The sequence below is a fragment of the Nocardia sp. NPDC058244 genome (assembly GCF_042882065.1).
Lineage (GTDB): Bacteria > Actinomycetota > Actinomycetes > Mycobacteriales > Mycobacteriaceae > Nocardia.
Map to the genome: position 1 here is coordinate 443497 of NZ_JBHVWX010000004.1, position 16035 is coordinate 459531.

Genomic DNA, 16035 nt, shown 5'->3' on the forward strand with positions numbered 1-16035 from the left:
TGTTATAGTCGCTCGAACATGACCTCCGGGTGGGGACCGGCTTCAGCGGCGACCGATTCGGAGACGCTGCCGGAAGGGTCCCGGTAGCACTGTGACCGTGGGAGACCGGGGCGGGTGAGTATCGCAGAGGGCGCGGAGTTCGCCGGGTATCTGATCGAGCGGCGACTGGGCGCCGGTGGCATGGGCACCGTCTACCTGGCCCGCCATCCCCGCTTGCCGCGCCACGACGCGCTCAAGATCCTGGCCGACGACCACGCCGCCGATCCCGAGTTCCGGGCCAGGTTCCTGCGCGAGGCCGAACTCGCCGCCGCGCTGGCCCATCCGAACCTTGTCGCCGTGCGCGATCGCGGGGAGACCGACGGCAAGCTCTGGATCGCCACGCAGTACGTCGCCGGGTCGGACGCGGCCGAACTCGTGCGCGCCGCGCCGTCGGGGCTCGATCCGGCGCGGGCGGTGCACATCGTCGGCGAGGCGGCGCGCGGACTCGACGCGGTGCACCGGGCCGGGCTCCTGCATCGCGACGTGAAGCCGGCCAACATCCTGGTGGCCGAGGAGGCGGGTCATCCCGACCGGGTGCTGGTCACCGACTTCGGGATCGCGCGCCGGGCCGAGGACACCGCGACGCTGTCGGCGGGCGGCGGACTCGTCGCGACCCTGTCCTATGTGGCGCCCGAACAACTCGGCGGCGACCGGGTCGACCTGCGCGCCGACGTCTACGCGCTCGGCTGCTCGCTGTTCCAATTGCTGGTCGGCACAGTGCCGTTCGTCCGGCAGACACCCGCGGCGCTGATGTACGCGCACCTGCACGAGCCACCGCCGCGGCCGTCGGCGCTGCGGCCGGAGCTGCCCGTCGCGTTCGACGTCGTGATCGCGCGGGCCATGGCGAAAGACCCCGCCGACCGGTTCGCCTCCTGCGGCGACCTGGCGGCGGCCGCTCGCGCCGCGGCGGACGGGCGCGCGCTGCCACCGACCGCGGCGACCTCCGTGCTGCCCGGCGCGACGACGAGCGCCGAGACGCGGGCACAGCCGTCGGTGCAGGACGCCCCGCCGCACGAAACGTCCGTGCTGCCACTGCCCGTCGCCGGACCGGGCTTCGGCGGGACGTGGCCGCCCGCCCCGATGCTCGAGGCCGACCCGTTCACCGCGGCTCTGCTCCGCCGCCGGACGCCGTGGGGCAGACTGATCCGCCGCCGTGGCTTCTGGGTGGCGGCAGCGGTGGTCGTCGTCCTCGGGCTCGGCACGACGGCGGCGCTGGTCGCCGCCGGACCCGACGACTCGGCGTCGCGCACAGCCGCGTCCACCACGCTGCCGCCACTGCCACCGGCGACCGCGTGGGGTGCCTACAGCTTCGTCGCCGACACCTTCCCTGATCTGCTGCCCGCCTTCCAGTTCGGCGTCGGCTACCAGGAGCTGACCGGCTGCTACATGTTCGACGAGAAGTGGAACTTCGCCCCGACGGACAAGGCCGAACCGATCGCGAAGATGAGCTGTAGCGGAAACCGCGATCCCGCCGTCGGGATCACGGTCGTCTGCAATACCGACCGCTCGCGCATGCTGGCGCAGCCCAGCACCGATCAGGTCGAGGGCAACGAGGAATGGCGCCGCCCGACGGGCACCGGGAACCTGCACTGGGGCAGCAATATCGGCCTGGACAAGACCCAGACCGGCTTCCTGCACGTCTACTTCGACGAACCGGCGCGCTCGTTCTGCCGGATCGATGTCAACGGCGGCGACAACGGCGCCGAACTGCGCGAGAAGTGGTGGGCCGATGCGCCGCTGTGATCCCCGCGCTGCCGTGCGGACGGCCGCCCTGCTCGCCGTCCTCGCGCTGACCGGCTGCACGGTGGCGGGCACGCCGGCACCGGCCGACGCCGACCTGTCGACGCTGGATTATGGTACCTACCAGCATGTTCCGCTGGTGGCGCCGGACGGCGACGAGTACTCGGGCCGGGTGCTGGAGTCGGTGCGGATCGGCGAGGTGATGATCAACCCGGCCAAGGCCGACGCCGCCCTGTCCCTGCCCGCCGACGCCAAACCCACGGTCCCGCTGCCGACCCCGGCCAAGGTCTCCGGTGTGTTGTCGGAGCAGGCGCGCGCCGTGCTCGACAAGTACGGCATGATCGCCGGATTCCAGGTCGCGGGCACCGACTCGGTCCGCACCAGGGGGCTGTCGCTGCTGGCGCTGCGCATGCCGGATCCGGAAGCCGCCGCCAAGGCCGCCGTCGACCTCGATGCGACCGACGCGGCGGTCAGCCGCGACAATGTCGCCGTCGCGATCCCGAACTATCCCACGGCGCGGGCGCATTGGCGGCCCGCCGTGGCGAGCATGGCCGCCACGGTCGCGCGCGGCTCGTTCGTGGTGAGCGCGCTGGTCGCGCACCCGACGCCGGACGCCGCGGCCCTGACCGGGTTGATCGGCAAGGCCTTCGACGCGCAGCTGCCCGAACTCGACCGTTTCGTCGCCACGCCGGTGGACCAGCTCGCGCACCTGCCGCTCGACGGCGAGCAGATGCTGACCCGGCTGGTCCCGGAGAAGCTGGGTCGCTGGTCGCGGCCCGCCGTGCTGCTCATCGATCGCGAACAGCTCGCCGGGGGCAAGACGCTGGTGCACGCCAGCGGCGTGGTCTACGGGCCGAACGTGGCCTATCTGAACGGAACCCGGCAGCAGCGATCCACGGCCGACGCCTTCGCGATGATCGGCTTCGACGGGCTGATGCGCTATCCCGATGCCGTCGAAGCGCGCCGCGCGTTCGATCGCGGGACCCGGTCACTGGCCGCCGACGGCTTGCGGACTGTCGCCGGTCCGGCCGGTCTGGCCGACGTCCAGTGCCTCGACGACGACGCGGGCCAGCCCGCGGTGCGCTTCGCCTGCCGGGTGCTGCACGGACGCTATGTCGCCACCGTGTTCGCGCCGCGCGAGCAGCAGATCAAACAGAAGGCCGCCGCCCAGTACAGCCTGCTGGTGCGCGCCGGATGACCGCACAGCTGCGGTCCGGCTCGGTCTTCGCGGGCTATGTGATCGAGCGGGTGCTCGGCAGTGGCGGGATGGGCACCGTCTACGCCGCGCGGCATCCGCGGTTGCCCCGCCTGGACGCGATCAAGGTGCTGAGCGAAGCGCACAGCGGCGCACCGGAATTCCGGGCCAGGTTCATCCGGGAGGCCGAACTTGCGGCCCGCATTGATCACCCGAACGTGGTGGCCGTGCACGATCGCGGCCTCGTCGACGGCATGCTGTGGATCGCGATGCAGTACGTCGCGGGGACCGACGCCGCGGCGGTGTTGCGCGCCGGCGTGCCCCGGCCGGAGTACGCGCTGCACATCGTCACCGAGGCGGCCGCCGGGCTGGACGCGGCGCACCGCGCCGGGCTGCTGCACCGCGATGTGAAGCCGGCCAATCTGATGCTGGAGACGCGGCCGGGGGAGCCGGACCGGATCCTCGTCGCCGACTTCGGCATCGCCAAATCCGGTGCCGACAGCACCGCGCTCACCGAACCCGGCGCCTTTCTGGCCACTCTCGCCTACGCGGCGCCGGAACTGATCCGGCTCGATGCCGTGGATCGCCGGGCCGATCTGTATTCGCTGGGCTGCACGCTGTTCGAACTGCTCACCGGGCGCAAGCCGTTTCCCCGCGACACCGTCGCCGCCGTGATCAACGCCCATCTGACCGAGCCGCCGCCCCGGCCGACACAGGTGAACCCGCACCTGCCACGGGCCATCGACGCGGTGATCGCCAGGGCCATGGCGAAGAATCCCGACGACCGGTACTCCAGTTGCGGCGCGCTGGCCGCGGCCGCGGCCGCCGCGTTCGGTGCGCCGGTGCCGCCGACGACGCGCGTCGCCCAGCCGGGTACGCCGCGCGAACCGGCCGGTCGCCCGGACTTCGCGCCCGACGCCCGGGCCGACGCGACCACCGTCCCGGTCGGCCTCGGCTCGGCTCGGGAACCACGCCGGGTCGTGCCGTCCCGCCGATGGCCGCTGGTCGCCGGGGTGACGGCTGTGCTCACGATCGCGCTGGTCGCGGTCGGTGTGGTCGCGCTGAATCGCGACGAGTCGCCGAGCGCCGCGCCCGCGTCGGCGGTGGCGCCGACCACCGCCGCCGAATCGGCATGGGGTGTCCACGAATACATCGTCCGGGCCTTTCCCGGACTGCTCCCACGCACGCCGTTCGCCAGCGGCTTCCAGGGCATCCGGTGCGCGGCCGTCGACAAGGAGCACCGGCCGATCGCGCTCGACCGGCACGACGGCGTCGGCAGGCTCAGCTGCAACGGCGACCGCGATCCCATCGAGCGGATGACGGTGTACTGCAACGGCGACCGCACGCCGAGCAGCGCGCGCCCGTTCGTCGAGGCGACCGCGATCCGGGAGGAGAACTGGGAGCGCTCCTCGGGCCGCGGCAAGCTCATCGTCCAGGACATGCCGGGCCTGCGGGCAGGCACGACATCGGGCGGACTCGTCGTCCAATTCGACGACACCTCGCGCAACTTCTGCCTGCTCAGTATTTTCGGCGCCACCAACGGCGCCGAGCTCTACGACCGCTGGTGGCCCGTCGCGCCGCTGTGACTCACCACCACGGCGTGGGTCGCGCCCGTTCCCAGCGCAATTCGGCTTCCAGCTGTGCCGCCAGTGAGATGAGCATCGGCTCGGTGTTCGCGGTGCCCATCAGCTGCGCGCCGATCGGCAGCCCGGCCTCGGTGAAACCGGCGGGCACGTTCACACTCGGCCAGCCGAGGACGTTCCACGGCCAGGTGTACGGGCAGGCGGCGGTGATCAGGTTGTTGGTCGCGCCGACGCCGATGCCGTCGATCTCCTCCGCGCGCGGGGGCGGGGTGGCGGTGGTCGGGGCCAGGACCAGGTCGTAGTCGTCGAAGAACCCGCCGATCCGCTTGTGCAGCAACGGCTCCGCGCGCCGGGCGGCGGCGAGCACGGGACCGCCGAGGACGCCGCCGAGCCGGGCGTTGGCCGTGGTGCGCGGGTCGACGACGGCCTCCGGCATCGCCCGGCGCACCCGGGTGATCCCGGCCATCGAGCGTGGCAGGAACGAGGCGCCGATCATCAGGCCGTAGTGCAGGTCGGCCACGGTGACGGTGTGCCCGAGGCCGCGCAGCGTCCGCGCCAGCGCGTGCACGGCCGCCGCGATCTGCGGGTCCAGCGCGGTCTTGGTCGCGGTGAACGGAATCCGCAGGGAGAGTGCGATTCTGAGCTTGCCGGGGTCACGTCCCACGGCGGCGCTCGCGTCGATCGGCGCCGGGGTGTGCAGGTCACCGCGGTGTGGCCCGGCGGCGACGTCGAGCAGCAGGGCGGCATCGCCGACGGTGCGCGCGAGCGGCCCGTTGACGGTCAGGCCGTAGAACGCCTCGGCGTGCGGCCAGGTGGAGATGCGCCCGCGCTGCGGCTTGATCCCGACCAGGTTGTTCCACGACGCCGGGATGCGCACCGAGCCCGCGCCGTCGGAACCCAGTGCGGCGGGCACCAACCCGGCCGCGACCGCCGCCGCGGAACCGCCCGAGGAGCCGCCGGGGGTGCGTGTGCGATCCCAGGGATTGCGGGTGTGGCCGAAGGCGTCGCCGCTGGTGAACGGGAGCTGGCCCAGCTCACAGGTATTGGCCTTGCCCACGATCACCGCACCGGCGGCGCGCAGCCTGCGCACCGATTCGGCGTCCTCGGTCTTCGGCGTGAACTCGCCACCGCAGCCGAAGGCGGTGATCTCCCCGGCGATATCGGTGTCGTCCTTGACCGCGATCGGTACGCCGAGCAGCGGCAGCCGCGTACCGGCGGCCAGGCGCGCGTCGGCGTCGGCGGCTTCGCGCAGCGCGGCCTCCCTGCGGACGACCCGGAAGGCGTTGAGCGTCGGCTGGGCGGCCTCGATCCGGTCGAGCGCCGCGGTCACGGCGGCGACGGAGGAGAGGCTGCCGTCGGCGATCGCGGCGGACATTTCGGAGAGGCCGAGGTCGGCCGAAGGCTTCGGCGCGATGCGGTCGGGCGCGGACATGTGAACTCCGTCTCTGCAGGTAGTGGGGTCGACGGTAGCGTCGAGCTGGTCACCCGTCCACATACCCTGGGTGGATTTCTCGGCTATAGACATACATCCCGTATGTATGTAACAGTGGTGAGGCCCAGCATTCGAACCAGGGGAGGACCCCATGGGAATCAGCTCAGCACTCGGCCCGGCGCGCGAGATCGCCCTGTCGTCCGGCCGCATCCGCTACCACGACACCGGCACCGGATCGCCGGTCGTTTTCGTCCACGGCCTGCTGGTCAACGCCGACCTCTGGCGCGGGGTGGTGCCCGGCCTCGTCGCCGCCGGACACCGCTGCCTCACGCCCGACTGGCCGCTCGGATCGCACTCGATCCCGCTGCCCGACGCCGACCTCACCCCCACCGGCATCGCGGACCTCATCGCCGAGTTCCTCGACGCGCTCGACCTGACCGATGTCACCGTCGTCGCGAACGACACCGGCGGCGCGCTGACCCAGATCCTGATGACCCGCAGGCCGGAACGGATCGGCCGGGTGGTGCTGGCCGCCGTCGACTGCTTCGAGGTCTTCCCGCCGCAGCCGTTCGCGGGTCTGCTGAAGGTCGCGAAGCTGCCCGGCGCCATCGCCGCGCTGCTCGCGCCGCTCGGATGGCGGCCCCTGCAGCGGTTGCCGCTCGCCTTCGGATTGGTGACCAAACACCCTCTGCCACAGGAGATCGCGAAGTCCTACCTGCGGCCCGCCCAGCGTGATGCCGCGATCCGGGCCGACCTGCGCCGCTTCGCGGCGGGCGTGGACAACCGGGTCACCCTGACGGCCGCCGAGCGCTTCGGCCAGGTCGATGTCCCGGTGCTCGTGGTGTGGTCCACCGAGGACCGGCTGTTCCCGATGACACTGGCGCAGCGGCTCGTCACCGCCCTGCCGAAGGCGAGCCTGCGCACCGTCGACGACTCCTACACCTTCCTGCCCGAGGACCGGCCGGAGTTGCTCGCCGAACTGATCGTGGAGTTCACTCGGCTGCATGCAGCGCCGTAGTCAGGAGGATCGCTCCCGCACCACCCGAGCCGCGCTCGAGCAGGCAGGCCGCAGCCTGTTCGCCGAGCGCGGCTTCGCCGCGACGTCCGCCGAACAGCTGGTGGCCGCCGCCGGCGTCACCCGCGGCGCGCTGCACCACCACTACGGCGACAAGCGCGGATTGTTCCTGGCCGTGCTCGAGCAGATCGAGACCGAGGCGACCGCGGAGATCGCGAGCGCGGTGGCGGCGGTCGACCCCGACGACGTCGTGGCCGGGATGACCGCGGGTCTGGCCTGCTTCCTCGACATCTGCGGCCGCCCGGAGATGCTGCGCATCGTCCTGATGGACGCCCCGACCGTCCTCGGCTGGCCCGCCTTCCGCGACTTCGAATCCCGGCACGGCCTCGGCCTGATCACCGGCGAGCTGCAACGTGCCGTCGACGCCGGTCTCGTCCCGGCCGTCCCCGTCCCGGTCCTCGCGCAGCTGCTGCTCAGCGCCATCACCGAGGCGTCACTCATCGTCGCCCACGCCGAAGACGCCGAGCGCGCCCGCGCCGAGACCCAGCAATCCCTGTTGCTGCTCATCGCGGGTCTGCTGCGCCGGGACTGACCGGCCCGCCGTGTCCGTGGTGGCGGTGTCGGGTCGACGTGGAAGACTGGGGCCGTGCGGTTGTATCGGGATGAGGCGGTGGTGGTCCGTCAGCACAAGCTGGGCGAGGCCGATCGCATCGTCACGCTGCTGACCAGGCAACACGGTCTGGTGCGCGCGGTCGCCAAGGGGGTGCGGCGCACCAAGTCGAAGTTCGGGGCGCGGCTCGAGCCGTTCGCCTACATCGACGTGCAGCTGCATCCGGGCCGCACGCTCGACATCGTCACCCAGGTGACCACGGTCGAGGCGTTCGCCGCCGACATCATCGACGACTACGGCCGCTACACCACGGCTTGCGCGATCCTCGAGACCGCCGAACGCCTCGCGGGTGAGGAACGCGCGCCCGCGCCGAAACTGCACGCGCTCACCGCGAGCGCCCTGCGCGCCATCGCCGCCAAGCAGCGCCCGCACGAACTCGTCCTCGACGCCTATCTGTTGCGCGCCATGGGTTTCGCGGGCTGGGCGCCCGCCCTCGACGAGTGCGCCCGCTGCGCGACGCCGGGCCCGCATCGCGCGTTCCACGTCGCGGCGGGCGGTGCGGTCTGCGTGCACTGCAGGCCGCCGGGCGCGAGCACCCCGGCCGCGGGTGTCCTCGATCTGCTCGTCGCCCTGCTGAAGGGGGAGTGGGACTACATCGCCGGCGTCCCCGACAATGTCCGCCGTCAGGCCAGCGGTCTGGTCGCCGCCCACCTGCAGTGGCACCTGGAACGGCAGCTGCGCACCCTGCCGCTGATCGAGCGCTCGCGGACCGACACCGGAGCCCCCGTGGTCGACCGCGTCGGCTGACGACACACGGGCGCCGGTCCCCGGTGAGGATGCCGGAGCCCGTGCGGGGCGCGCGAGACGATCAGGCAGGATGGAAGCCGTGATCCTGCGTCGTGACTCTTCCACCGCGAGCAAGACGGCCCGCACCGTTCGCCCACCGTCGCCGCACCCCTCGGGTGCGCGGCCGCCCGCGATCCCGCCGGAGCTCGTCCCCAACCACGTCGCGCTGGTGATGGACGGCAACGGCCGCTGGGCGCAGGAGCGTGGCCTGCCGCGCACCGCTGGTCACGAACGCGGCGAGGCCGTGCTCATGGACGCCGTCGAAGGCTGTATCGAGATCGGCGTCAAGTGGCTGTCGGCCTACGCCTTCTCCACCGAGAACTGGCGGCGCAGCCCCGACGAGGTGCGCTTCCTGATGGGCTTCAACCGCGACGTGATCCGCCGCCGCCGCGACGAGATGCACGAGATGGGCGTGCGCGTGCGCTGGGCCGGGCGCCGACCGCGCCTGTGGCGCAGTGTGATCAAGGAGCTCGAGGTCGCCGAGGAGCTCACCAAGGACAACGACGTGATGACGCTGACCATGTGCGTCAACTACGGCGGCCGCGCCGAGATCGCCGACGCCGCACGGGAGATCGCGCGCCGGGTGGCCGCGGGCGAGATCGATCCGGAGAAGATCGACGAGGCCACCGTCGCCCGGTACCTCGACGAACCCGATATGCCCGACGTCGACCTGTTCCTGCGTCCCTCCGGCGAGTTCCGCAGCTCGAACTTCCTCATCTGGCAGGCCGCGTACGCCGAATTCGTCTACCAGGACACGCTTTTCCCCGATTTCGACCGGCGTAACCTGTGGGACGCGTGCTTGGAATACGCCAAGCGCGATCGCCGCTTCGGCGGTACCAAATGAGCGACGGAGCCGACATGGACGCGGTGGTCACGCCCGAACTGGACCTGCAGGCGCGCACCGGCGCCTGCCTGCAGATGCAGGACATCGATATCCGCGTCGACGCCGACGGCTCGCTCGGCTTCGAATACGACGGCGCGCTGTGCTCGATCCGCGCCGTCACCCTCGCGCCCGGGCTCACGGTGCTGTCGCTGACCAGCGTGCTGGCCTGGGATCGGCCGCTGAAGCCACAGCTGCACAAGCGCGTCGCCGAGCGCAACAACGAGATCCAGTTCGGTTCGGTCACCCTGATCGGGCGCGGCAAGCTGGGCGATGTCATCCTGCGCTACACGTTCCCCGCCGAGGGCCTCGACGATCAGGCCCTCACCACCATGCTGCTGCTCACGCTGACCGGCGCGAGCAGGGCCAGGCAGGGCCTGCTCGCGCCGTAGGCGTCAGTTCGAGGGCTTCCAGGTGATCTTGCCGCCCTGGAAATCCTGGGCCTTGCCGCCCTGGTAGTCGTATTCGTCGCTGGTCGGGTAGCCGTAGCGGCCGCCTTCGGAACCGGCGCGGATCCAGTCGGCCTGGATGCTGCCCCACACCGCGTGCGCGCCGGTCGTCGAGGACCAGTAGATGGCGCCGGTCGGGAACAGCGAGAACTGGCCGTCGCCCTTGCCCGCCTTGGAGACGTCGCTGAGCGGGAAGCCCAGCGGGCTCGACTCCCAGCCGAGCGCGGCCCACTTGTCCCGGATCGGGCCGCTGATCTGGTGCGCGCCGGTACCGACGGACCAGTAGATCGAGCCCTTCTGGAAGTGGTTGTAGCGGCCGCTGCCACCCGGGGTCGACTCCTCGCGGGAGACCGGGTAGCCGAGCTTGCCGCCCTCGTTGCCGAGCTCGGCGAACTTGTCGCGGATCTGCCCGGCGACGGTGTTGGCGTTGGTGTCGGGGTGCCAGTAGATCGCCGCGTTGTTGGCGAAGGTCTGGTACTTGCCGCCCGCCGCAGCGTCGGATTCGGGGGAGGTGGGGTCACCGAGCGCGGCGCCGCCCGCCTGGTCGTACTCGATCTCGATGGCGCCGCCCACCTCGAAGTCGCCGATCTTGCGTGCCTGCGCGGTGCCCGCGAGGGCCAGCGGCAGCACGGCCGCGGCCGCCAGGACGGCGATCCCGCGCGATCGAAGGGTTCGTCGGTGAAATGCCACAGGAAACTCCCTGGTCGAATCGTTGTTCGGTGTTTTTCGGCGCTCGACCCCGACCGGCACCGCACCCGAACCTACCCGCTCGACCGCGTGCGTAACAGTGAGCTTTCTAACCCGCACCGCCCGGTTCGATCGTCATCAGCACGTCGATGCCACGGGCGAAGGTGTCCGGGTCGGCGTCGCCGAGCAGCAGGTGTTGCAGCATGAAGCCGGGCAGCACCCCGATGATCGCCTTGGCCAGCGCGTCCACGTCGGCGTCGGGCGCGATCCAGCCCAAGTCCCGCATCCGCACCGCGTACTCGCGCCACAGATCGCGCATGGACGCGATCGCGTGGCGCACCGGAACGCTGGCTTCGGGCTGGACCATCGCCAGCGCCCAGGCCTGCGGCGCCAGCCGGAGGGGACCGTCCGGCCCGCCGCGTTCGATCACCTCGGCGGTCACCATGCGCACCACCTCGGCGGGCGTCGGCGGGGTCTCGCTGCGGATGATCTCGGCCATCCGGCCGCGCAACGGGGTCATCGTGTCCACGATCAGCGCGAAGATGATGTCGTTCTTGCTGGCGAAATAGCGGTAGACCGCCCCCGCGGACAGTCCGGACTCGGCGAACACGTCCTGCATCGACGTCTCGTGGAAGCCCTTGCGGGTGAAGCATCGCTGCGCGGCCTCGAGGATCTGTTTCCGGCGGCGCTCCAGGTGTTCTTCGCTGACTCGGGGCATGGGTCAAAAATAAAACGAATATCCGTTCTTGACAAGGAGGCCCCGCTGGTGGGACCGTGAAGCCACCAAAAAGAACGAACATTCGCTTTTAAGGGAGAATGTCATGTCGATCACCCGACGAGCAGTGGCTCTCGGCCTCGCAGCCACCCTGCTGCAGGCGCTGCTCCTGATCGCCTTCGCCTGGCCCGCCGTCAACCTCGCTCCGCGCGATCTGCCCATCGCCGTCACCGGTCCGCAGTCCGCGCAGGTCACCCAGCAGTTGCAGCAGCGCAGTCCCGACGCCTTCGAGATCACCACCCTGGCCGACGGTGCCGCCGCCCGGGCGGCGCTCACCGACAACGAGATCTACGGCGCCGTCGTCACCGGCGAGGGCGCGCCGCAGGTCCTGGTCGCCTCGGCCGCCTCACCCGCGGTCGCCCAGCAGCTCACCGCCCTGGCCCAGCAGCTCAGCGGTGCCCCCGCCGCGCCGGTCCAGGACGTCGTCGCCACCGACCCCGACGACCCGCGTGGCGCGGGTTTCGGCTCGATGGTGCTGCCCCTGGTCATGTCCGGAATCGCGGCGGGTGTCCTGCTCACCCTGTTGATCCCGAGCCTCGGCGGCCGCCTCGCCGGCCTGCTCACGTTCGGCGTCGCCGGTGGTCTGCTCAGCACCCTGGTCTTCCACACCTGGCTCTCGATCGTCCCGGGCTCCTACCTGGAACTCGCGGCGATCGCCGGCCTGGCCGCGTTCGCGGTCTCCGCCACCATCGTCGGCCTGGCCGCCGCCATCGGCCGCCCCGGTATCGGCCTCGGCGCGCTGCTCATGCTGCTCATCGGCAACCCGTTCTCGGCCGCCACCTCCGCCCCCGAACTCCTGCCGCAGCCCTGGGGCGCCATCGGCCAGCTGTGCCCGCCCGGCGCGGCCGCGTCGCTGCTCCGCTCGGTCGCCTACTTCGACGGCGCGGGCGCGCTGGCTCCGCTCGCGGTGCTGCTCACCTGGTCGGCGGCCGGTCTCGCCCTGCTCGGAATCGGCGCACTGCGCTCCTCGACCGCCTCGGAGGCCGCCCCGGCGCCGGTCGCCGTTCCCGCCTGAGGTCCCTCGCGAAGATGCTCCGCACGAACGACTTTCGTGCGGAGCATCGCCGTGTCGGCGGTCCACACGTCGATGCAGCCGTGGCACGCCGGGATCGGCATGGCTACGGTGGCACAGAAAGCGGAGTCCGAGGGGGAAGTCATGAGTGCGGACCGGAACCGACCCGCATCGGCCCACGCGACCACATCCCCCTCCCTCCTCGATTCCTCGGTCCTGTTCCCGCTCCGCGACTCCGAGCGAATCCTGATCGCGGGTGCGGGCGGCGGCTTCGACTTCCTCAGCGGTCTGCCGATCGCCTTCGCTCTCCACGAACGCGACAAGACCGTCTTCCTGGCGAACCTCACCTTCACCGCCGCCACCCGCACCACGGCGAAACCCGTCGCGCCCGGGGTGTTCGAGGTCGACGCCGACACCGAGGGCCAGCCGCACTACTTCCCGGAGAAGCACGTCGCCACCTGGCTGGCCGACCACGACTACCCCGACACCGTCTATCTGATCCGCAAAGGCGGACCGGCCGCGGTGCGCGGCGCCTACGAATGGCTGGCTCGGGAACTGCGCCTGGACGCCGTCGTCCTCGTCGACGGCGGCACCGATCTCCTGATGACCGGCGACGAAGCCGGCCTCGGCACCCCGGTGGAGGACGTCACCAGCCTGCTCGCCGCCGCCTCCCTCGACCTCCCCGTCAAACTCGCCGCCTGCGTCGGCTTCGGCAACGACACCTACCACGGCGTCTGCCACGCCCACTTCCTCGAAAACGTCGCCGCCCTGGCGAAACTCGGCGCCTACCACGGCGTCTTCGCCCTCACCCCCGGCACACCCGCCGTCGACGCCTGGCTCGACGCCGTCGCCTGGACCCAACGCCACACCCCCGGCCGCGAAAGCATCGTCAGCGCGTCCATCACCGACGCCGCCCGCGGCGAATTCGGCAATCACCACTCCCTGGAACGCACCCGCGCCACCAACACCGACCTCTTCATCAACCCCCTGATGTCGATGACCTGGGGCTTCGACCTCGACACCGTCGCCAGCCGCGTCCTCTACACCGACCACCTAACCCACGCCACCACCCCCTTCGAGGTCGCCGCCGCCATCGAAGCCTTCCGCACCACCATCCCCCTCCGCCCCTGGCGCGACCTCCCCGTCTGACGTCCGAAGGCGGGCTGACCTCAGCCGTTCAGGATCAGGGCGGCGCATTTCTCGCCGATCATGATCGTGGGGGCGTTGGTGTTGCCGCCGGTCACACTGGGCATGATCGAGGCGTCGGCGACGCGGAGGCCGTCGATGCCGCGTACGCGGAGGTCGGGATCCACGACCGCGCGGTCGTCGACACCCATGCGGACCGTGCCGACCGGGTGGTAGACGGTGTGGATGCGGTTCGGTAGTTCCGCGCGCATCGCGGCCGGGTCGGTGAAGTCCGCGCCCGGGATGATCTCGCCCTGGTTGTCGCCGGTTCCCGCCATGATCGCGCGGACCATGTCGATGCCCTCCAGGAGCACCTCGGTGTCCGCGGGCGCCGTCAGATAGGCCGGATCGATGAGTGGCGCGGCCCCCGGATCGGCCGAGGCCAACCGGACGGTGCCGCGGCTCTCGGGGTAGATGAGCGCGGGGAAGACGCTCTGTCCCGGCTTCTTGGTAGCCGGGACGACGCGCTTGTCGGAGTCCTGATTCGGTGACGGATACACCCAATACAGGCTCAGCAGTTGCAGGTCGGGGATCTCGCGCGCGTGCGAGGTGCGCACGAAGGCGACGGATTCGAACGAGGAACCGGCCGCCCACGACGAACCCGGACGGCGCTGTTCGGCCGCCAATCCGCGCAGGAAATAGGGCGCTGTCGGCTTGCGCAACGCCGACGGCATCCGGAAGGAGAGCGGGACGAACAGATGGTCGTGCAGGTTGTCGCCCACCGGCAGATCCGCGACGACCGCGATGCCGTGCTCGGCCAGGTGTGCGGCGGGGCCGATTCCCGACAGTTGCAGAATCTGCGGCGACCCGAACGTGCCCGCCGAGACGATGACCTCGCGCGACGCCCCGATCACCCGCGTACCGCCGTCGACCAGGATCTCCACGCCCGTCGCCCGCGAGCCGTCGATGACGATCCTCGTCACCGTCGTCTCCGTGAGCACGACGAGACCGGGCACCGGATCGTCGTGCAGGTAGCCCTTGGCCGCGGAGTACCGCACACCGTGCGCGGCGCTCTGCTGGAAGACCGCGACCCCTTCCTGGCTCGCCCCGTTGTAGTCGTCGATCTCCGGCACACCCAGGCGTGCCACGGTGGCGTCCATGAAGGCGCGTGCCGCGTCGGTGACGCGGTGCTGGCGGGTGACCTTGATCGGACCGCCCGCCCCACGCCACGCGTTCGCGCCGCCCTCCCAGTCCTCCATTCGCTGGAAGTACGGCAGCACGTCCTCGTAGGCCCACCCGCGACAGCCCTCGGCGGCCCAGTCGTCGAAGTTCTTCCGGTTACCCCGGACGAAGAGCATGCCGTTGACCGAACTCGACCCGCCGAGTACCCGGCCGTGCGTCATCGGAATCCGGCGGTCGAGCGCATGGTGCTGCGGTGTCGACCTGTCGCCCCAGTCGAACAGCTTCTTCAGCTGCGGCGTCGAGTGCATGACATTGATCGCGCCGGGAATCCGGAACAGCGCCTTCGCCCAGCCCTTGTCATCGGCCGTACCCGCCTCGATCAACACCACGGCCGCGCCGCTCTCGGCGAGCCTGCGCGCGACCGCACAGCCCGCGCTCCCCGCTCCAACGACGATGTAGTCGGCTTCGGTCACAGTGTTCTCCGGTCAGGAGTCGACCTCTACGAACCCCGAATTCTATCGCGATCTCCCGCGCGCCGGAAACGTCTCGCTAGCATCGGAGTGGGCGACCGACGGTGTCGTAGTTGCCGATTCTGATCGGAGGAATCGTCGTGGGTGGTGTGGCGGTGGCGCCGCGCGGGATGCGGTTGTCCGGGCGTGGGGTCGCGGGGCTCGGTGGGGTGGCGGTGCTGCTCGGCATCGCGTTCGTGCTCGTTCCGGGGATGGCGGCGGGATGGGGATCCGAGGGCGGGATCGGCGGCGAAGGAGAGCTGCGACGGGCGCTGCGGGCGGCCTTCGCCGGGTACTGGAGTTCCGGGAACGGGGAGTTCTCGCCCGCGCTGAACGACGTGGTCGAGTACTGGTTTCGGTACCACCTGGTCAAAGGGCTGATCGCCGTTGTGCTGCTGGCGGTGCTGGCGGTACTGGCCGCGGTGCTGTGGGATGCCGTCGGACGGGACAGCGATGCGGGGTGGGTGCGTCGGCTCGCGCTCGGCACGGCCGGCGCGGTGGTCACGCTGTTCGCGGTCCTCGCCCTGCTCGCGGTGATGGCGAATGCGCAAGGCGCGGTGGCGCCTTACGCGTCGGTCCTGCCGATGCTGTTCGACGATCCGGTGGGGCCCGAACTGGCCGGGACCTTGGCGGAGGTGAATCGGCAGTTGGCGGTGTCGGCCGAGGCGGGTTCCTCGCCCGCGCTCGCGGTGATGATCGATGACTTCACGCGCTATCACGTGGCGATGGTGGTGATTTCGTCCGTGGTCGCGGTGGGCTTCGGCATCGCGACCATGGTGCTGTGGACACGGCGGGCGGGCAAGTCGTCGGGGGAGCGGGCGGTGCTCGCCGGGCTCGGGTTGCTCGCGATGGGGTTGGCCGTGGTGTTCGCCGTTGTCGCGGTGGCGAATACGACGACGGTCGCGGAACCGCTGCCCGCGCTGCGGGCACTGTTCGACGGTGGGTGGTGACGGCGT

15 protein-coding genes are annotated in these 16035 nt (G+C 71.1%); 11 read left to right on the top strand and 4 right to left on the bottom strand.

From position 1 onward, the window contains the following. Positions 1 to 114 precede the first annotated feature (114 nt). The 3 genes from ACFVW6_RS15160 to ACFVW6_RS15170 are packed head-to-tail and all read left to right on the top strand — an operon-like array spanning position 115 to position 4560. Positions 115 to 1782: a serine/threonine-protein kinase gene (locus ACFVW6_RS15160; protein WP_378827474.1), complete on the top strand. Its 1668-nt coding sequence runs from the start codon at positions 115 to 117 to the stop codon at positions 1780 to 1782. Next, entirely contained in the window at positions 1769 to 2977 is a 1209-nt protein-coding gene (locus ACFVW6_RS15165; protein WP_378827472.1) for a hypothetical protein, read from the top strand. The genes ACFVW6_RS15160 and ACFVW6_RS15165 overlap by 14 nt, the downstream gene beginning before the upstream one ends. Beyond that, on the top strand, positions 2974 to 4560 hold the full coding sequence (locus ACFVW6_RS15170) for a serine/threonine-protein kinase (RefSeq protein ID WP_378827470.1): 1587 nt from the start codon (positions 2974 to 2976) through the stop codon (positions 4558 to 4560). The genes ACFVW6_RS15165 and ACFVW6_RS15170 overlap by 4 nt, the downstream gene beginning before the upstream one ends. Before the next feature lies 1 nt (position 4561). On the opposite strand, the gene ACFVW6_RS15175 is transcribed toward ACFVW6_RS15170, so the two are convergent. Further along, a complete protein-coding gene (locus ACFVW6_RS15175) occupies positions 4562 to 5989 on the bottom strand; it encodes an amidase (protein WP_378827467.1) in 1428 nt (475 codons plus the stop codon). 151 nt (positions 5990 to 6140) lie between these two features. Here ACFVW6_RS15175 and ACFVW6_RS15180 point away from each other — a divergent pair, with 151 nt between their 5' ends. From ACFVW6_RS15180 to ACFVW6_RS15200, 5 genes are all read left to right on the top strand, one after another. Continuing rightward, entirely contained in the window at positions 6141 to 7007 is an 867-nt protein-coding gene (locus ACFVW6_RS15180) for an alpha/beta fold hydrolase (protein WP_378827464.1), read from the top strand. After that, entirely contained in the window at positions 6994 to 7596 is a 603-nt protein-coding gene (locus tag ACFVW6_RS15185; RefSeq protein ID WP_355278740.1) for a TetR/AcrR family transcriptional regulator, read from the top strand. Before ACFVW6_RS15180 ends, ACFVW6_RS15185 begins: the two co-directional genes overlap by 14 nt. A 54-nt stretch (positions 7597 to 7650) precedes the next feature. After that, positions 7651 to 8421 (top strand): DNA repair protein RecO, encoded by a 771-nt coding sequence (recO, locus tag ACFVW6_RS15190; RefSeq protein WP_378827462.1) that lies wholly within the window; start codon positions 7651 to 7653, stop codon positions 8419 to 8421. Positions 8422 to 8491: 70 nt separating this feature from the next. Next, positions 8492 to 9304, top strand: a complete 813-nt coding sequence (locus ACFVW6_RS15195; RefSeq protein ID WP_357347937.1) for an isoprenyl transferase — start codon at positions 8492 to 8494, stop codon at positions 9302 to 9304. Then, the gene (locus ACFVW6_RS15200) at positions 9301 to 9732 is read left to right on the top strand and encodes a YbjN domain-containing protein (RefSeq protein ID WP_378827458.1); all 432 of its coding nucleotides are present in this window, start codon (positions 9301 to 9303) and stop codon (positions 9730 to 9732) included. Before ACFVW6_RS15195 ends, ACFVW6_RS15200 begins: the two co-directional genes overlap by 4 nt. Before the next feature lie 3 nt (positions 9733 to 9735). Here the strand turns inward: ACFVW6_RS15200 and ACFVW6_RS15205 are convergent, their stop codons facing one another. Together ACFVW6_RS15205 and ACFVW6_RS15210 are read right to left on the bottom strand one after the other, a co-directional pair. Next, the gene (locus tag ACFVW6_RS15205) at positions 9736 to 10479 is read right to left on the bottom strand and encodes a hypothetical protein (RefSeq protein WP_365015817.1); all 744 of its coding nucleotides are present in this window, start codon (positions 10477 to 10479) and stop codon (positions 9736 to 9738) included. Between the two features lie 106 nt (positions 10480 to 10585). Beyond that, positions 10586 to 11194 (bottom strand): TetR/AcrR family transcriptional regulator, encoded by a 609-nt coding sequence (locus ACFVW6_RS15210; RefSeq protein WP_378827456.1) that lies wholly within the window; start codon positions 11192 to 11194, stop codon positions 10586 to 10588. A gap of 103 nt (positions 11195 to 11297) precedes the next feature. On the opposite strand from ACFVW6_RS15210, the gene ACFVW6_RS15215 reads away from it, so the two are divergent. Together ACFVW6_RS15215 and ACFVW6_RS15220 are read left to right on the top strand one after the other, a co-directional pair. Beyond that, the gene (locus ACFVW6_RS15215) at positions 11298 to 12266 is read left to right on the top strand and encodes a hypothetical protein (protein WP_378827454.1); all 969 of its coding nucleotides are present in this window, start codon (positions 11298 to 11300) and stop codon (positions 12264 to 12266) included. Positions 12267 to 12407: 141 nt separating this feature from the next. Then, entirely contained in the window at positions 12408 to 13412 is a 1005-nt protein-coding gene (locus tag ACFVW6_RS15220; RefSeq protein ID WP_378827452.1) for a DUF1152 domain-containing protein, read from the top strand. A 20-nt stretch (positions 13413 to 13432) separates the two neighbouring features. Here the strand turns inward: ACFVW6_RS15220 and ACFVW6_RS15225 are convergent, their stop codons facing one another. Next, positions 13433 to 15043, bottom strand: a complete 1611-nt coding sequence (locus ACFVW6_RS15225; protein WP_378827450.1) for a GMC family oxidoreductase — start codon at positions 15041 to 15043, stop codon at positions 13433 to 13435. Between the two features lie 110 nt (positions 15044 to 15153). Here ACFVW6_RS15225 and ACFVW6_RS15230 point away from each other — a divergent pair, with 110 nt between their 5' ends. Continuing rightward, complete coding sequence (locus ACFVW6_RS15230) at positions 15154 to 16029, top strand: hypothetical protein (RefSeq protein WP_378827448.1); 876 nt, start codon at positions 15154 to 15156, stop codon at positions 16027 to 16029. Positions 16030 to 16035 lie beyond the last annotated feature (6 nt).

Excerpts from the sequence above, each read along its gene's own strand:
- ACFVW6_RS15200 (WP_378827458.1), top strand. The coding sequence starts at position 9,301 with ATGAGCGACGGAGCCGACATGGACGCGGTGGTCACGCCCGAACTGGAC.
- ACFVW6_RS15165 (WP_378827472.1), top strand. The coding sequence starts at position 1,769 with ATGCGCCGCTGTGATCCCCGCGCTGCCGTGCGGACGGCCGCCCTGCTC.
- ACFVW6_RS15180 (WP_378827464.1), top strand. The coding sequence starts at position 6,141 with ATGGGAATCAGCTCAGCACTCGGCCCGGCGCGCGAGATCGCCCTGTCG.
- ACFVW6_RS15215 (WP_378827454.1), top strand. The coding sequence starts at position 11,298 with ATGTCGATCACCCGACGAGCAGTGGCTCTCGGCCTCGCAGCCACCCTG.
- ACFVW6_RS15175 (WP_378827467.1), bottom strand. The coding sequence starts at position 5,989 with ATGTCCGCGCCCGACCGCATCGCGCCGAAGCCTTCGGCCGACCTCGGC.
- ACFVW6_RS15220 (WP_378827452.1), top strand. The coding sequence starts at position 12,408 with ATGAGTGCGGACCGGAACCGACCCGCATCGGCCCACGCGACCACATCC.
- ACFVW6_RS15185 (WP_355278740.1), top strand. The coding sequence starts at position 6,994 with ATGCAGCGCCGTAGTCAGGAGGATCGCTCCCGCACCACCCGAGCCGCG.
- ACFVW6_RS15170 (WP_378827470.1), top strand. The coding sequence starts at position 2,974 with ATGACCGCACAGCTGCGGTCCGGCTCGGTCTTCGCGGGCTATGTGATC.
- ACFVW6_RS15210 (WP_378827456.1), bottom strand. The coding sequence starts at position 11,194 with ATGCCCCGAGTCAGCGAAGAACACCTGGAGCGCCGCCGGAAACAGATC.
- ACFVW6_RS15195 (WP_357347937.1), top strand. The coding sequence starts at position 8,492 with ATGGAAGCCGTGATCCTGCGTCGTGACTCTTCCACCGCGAGCAAGACG.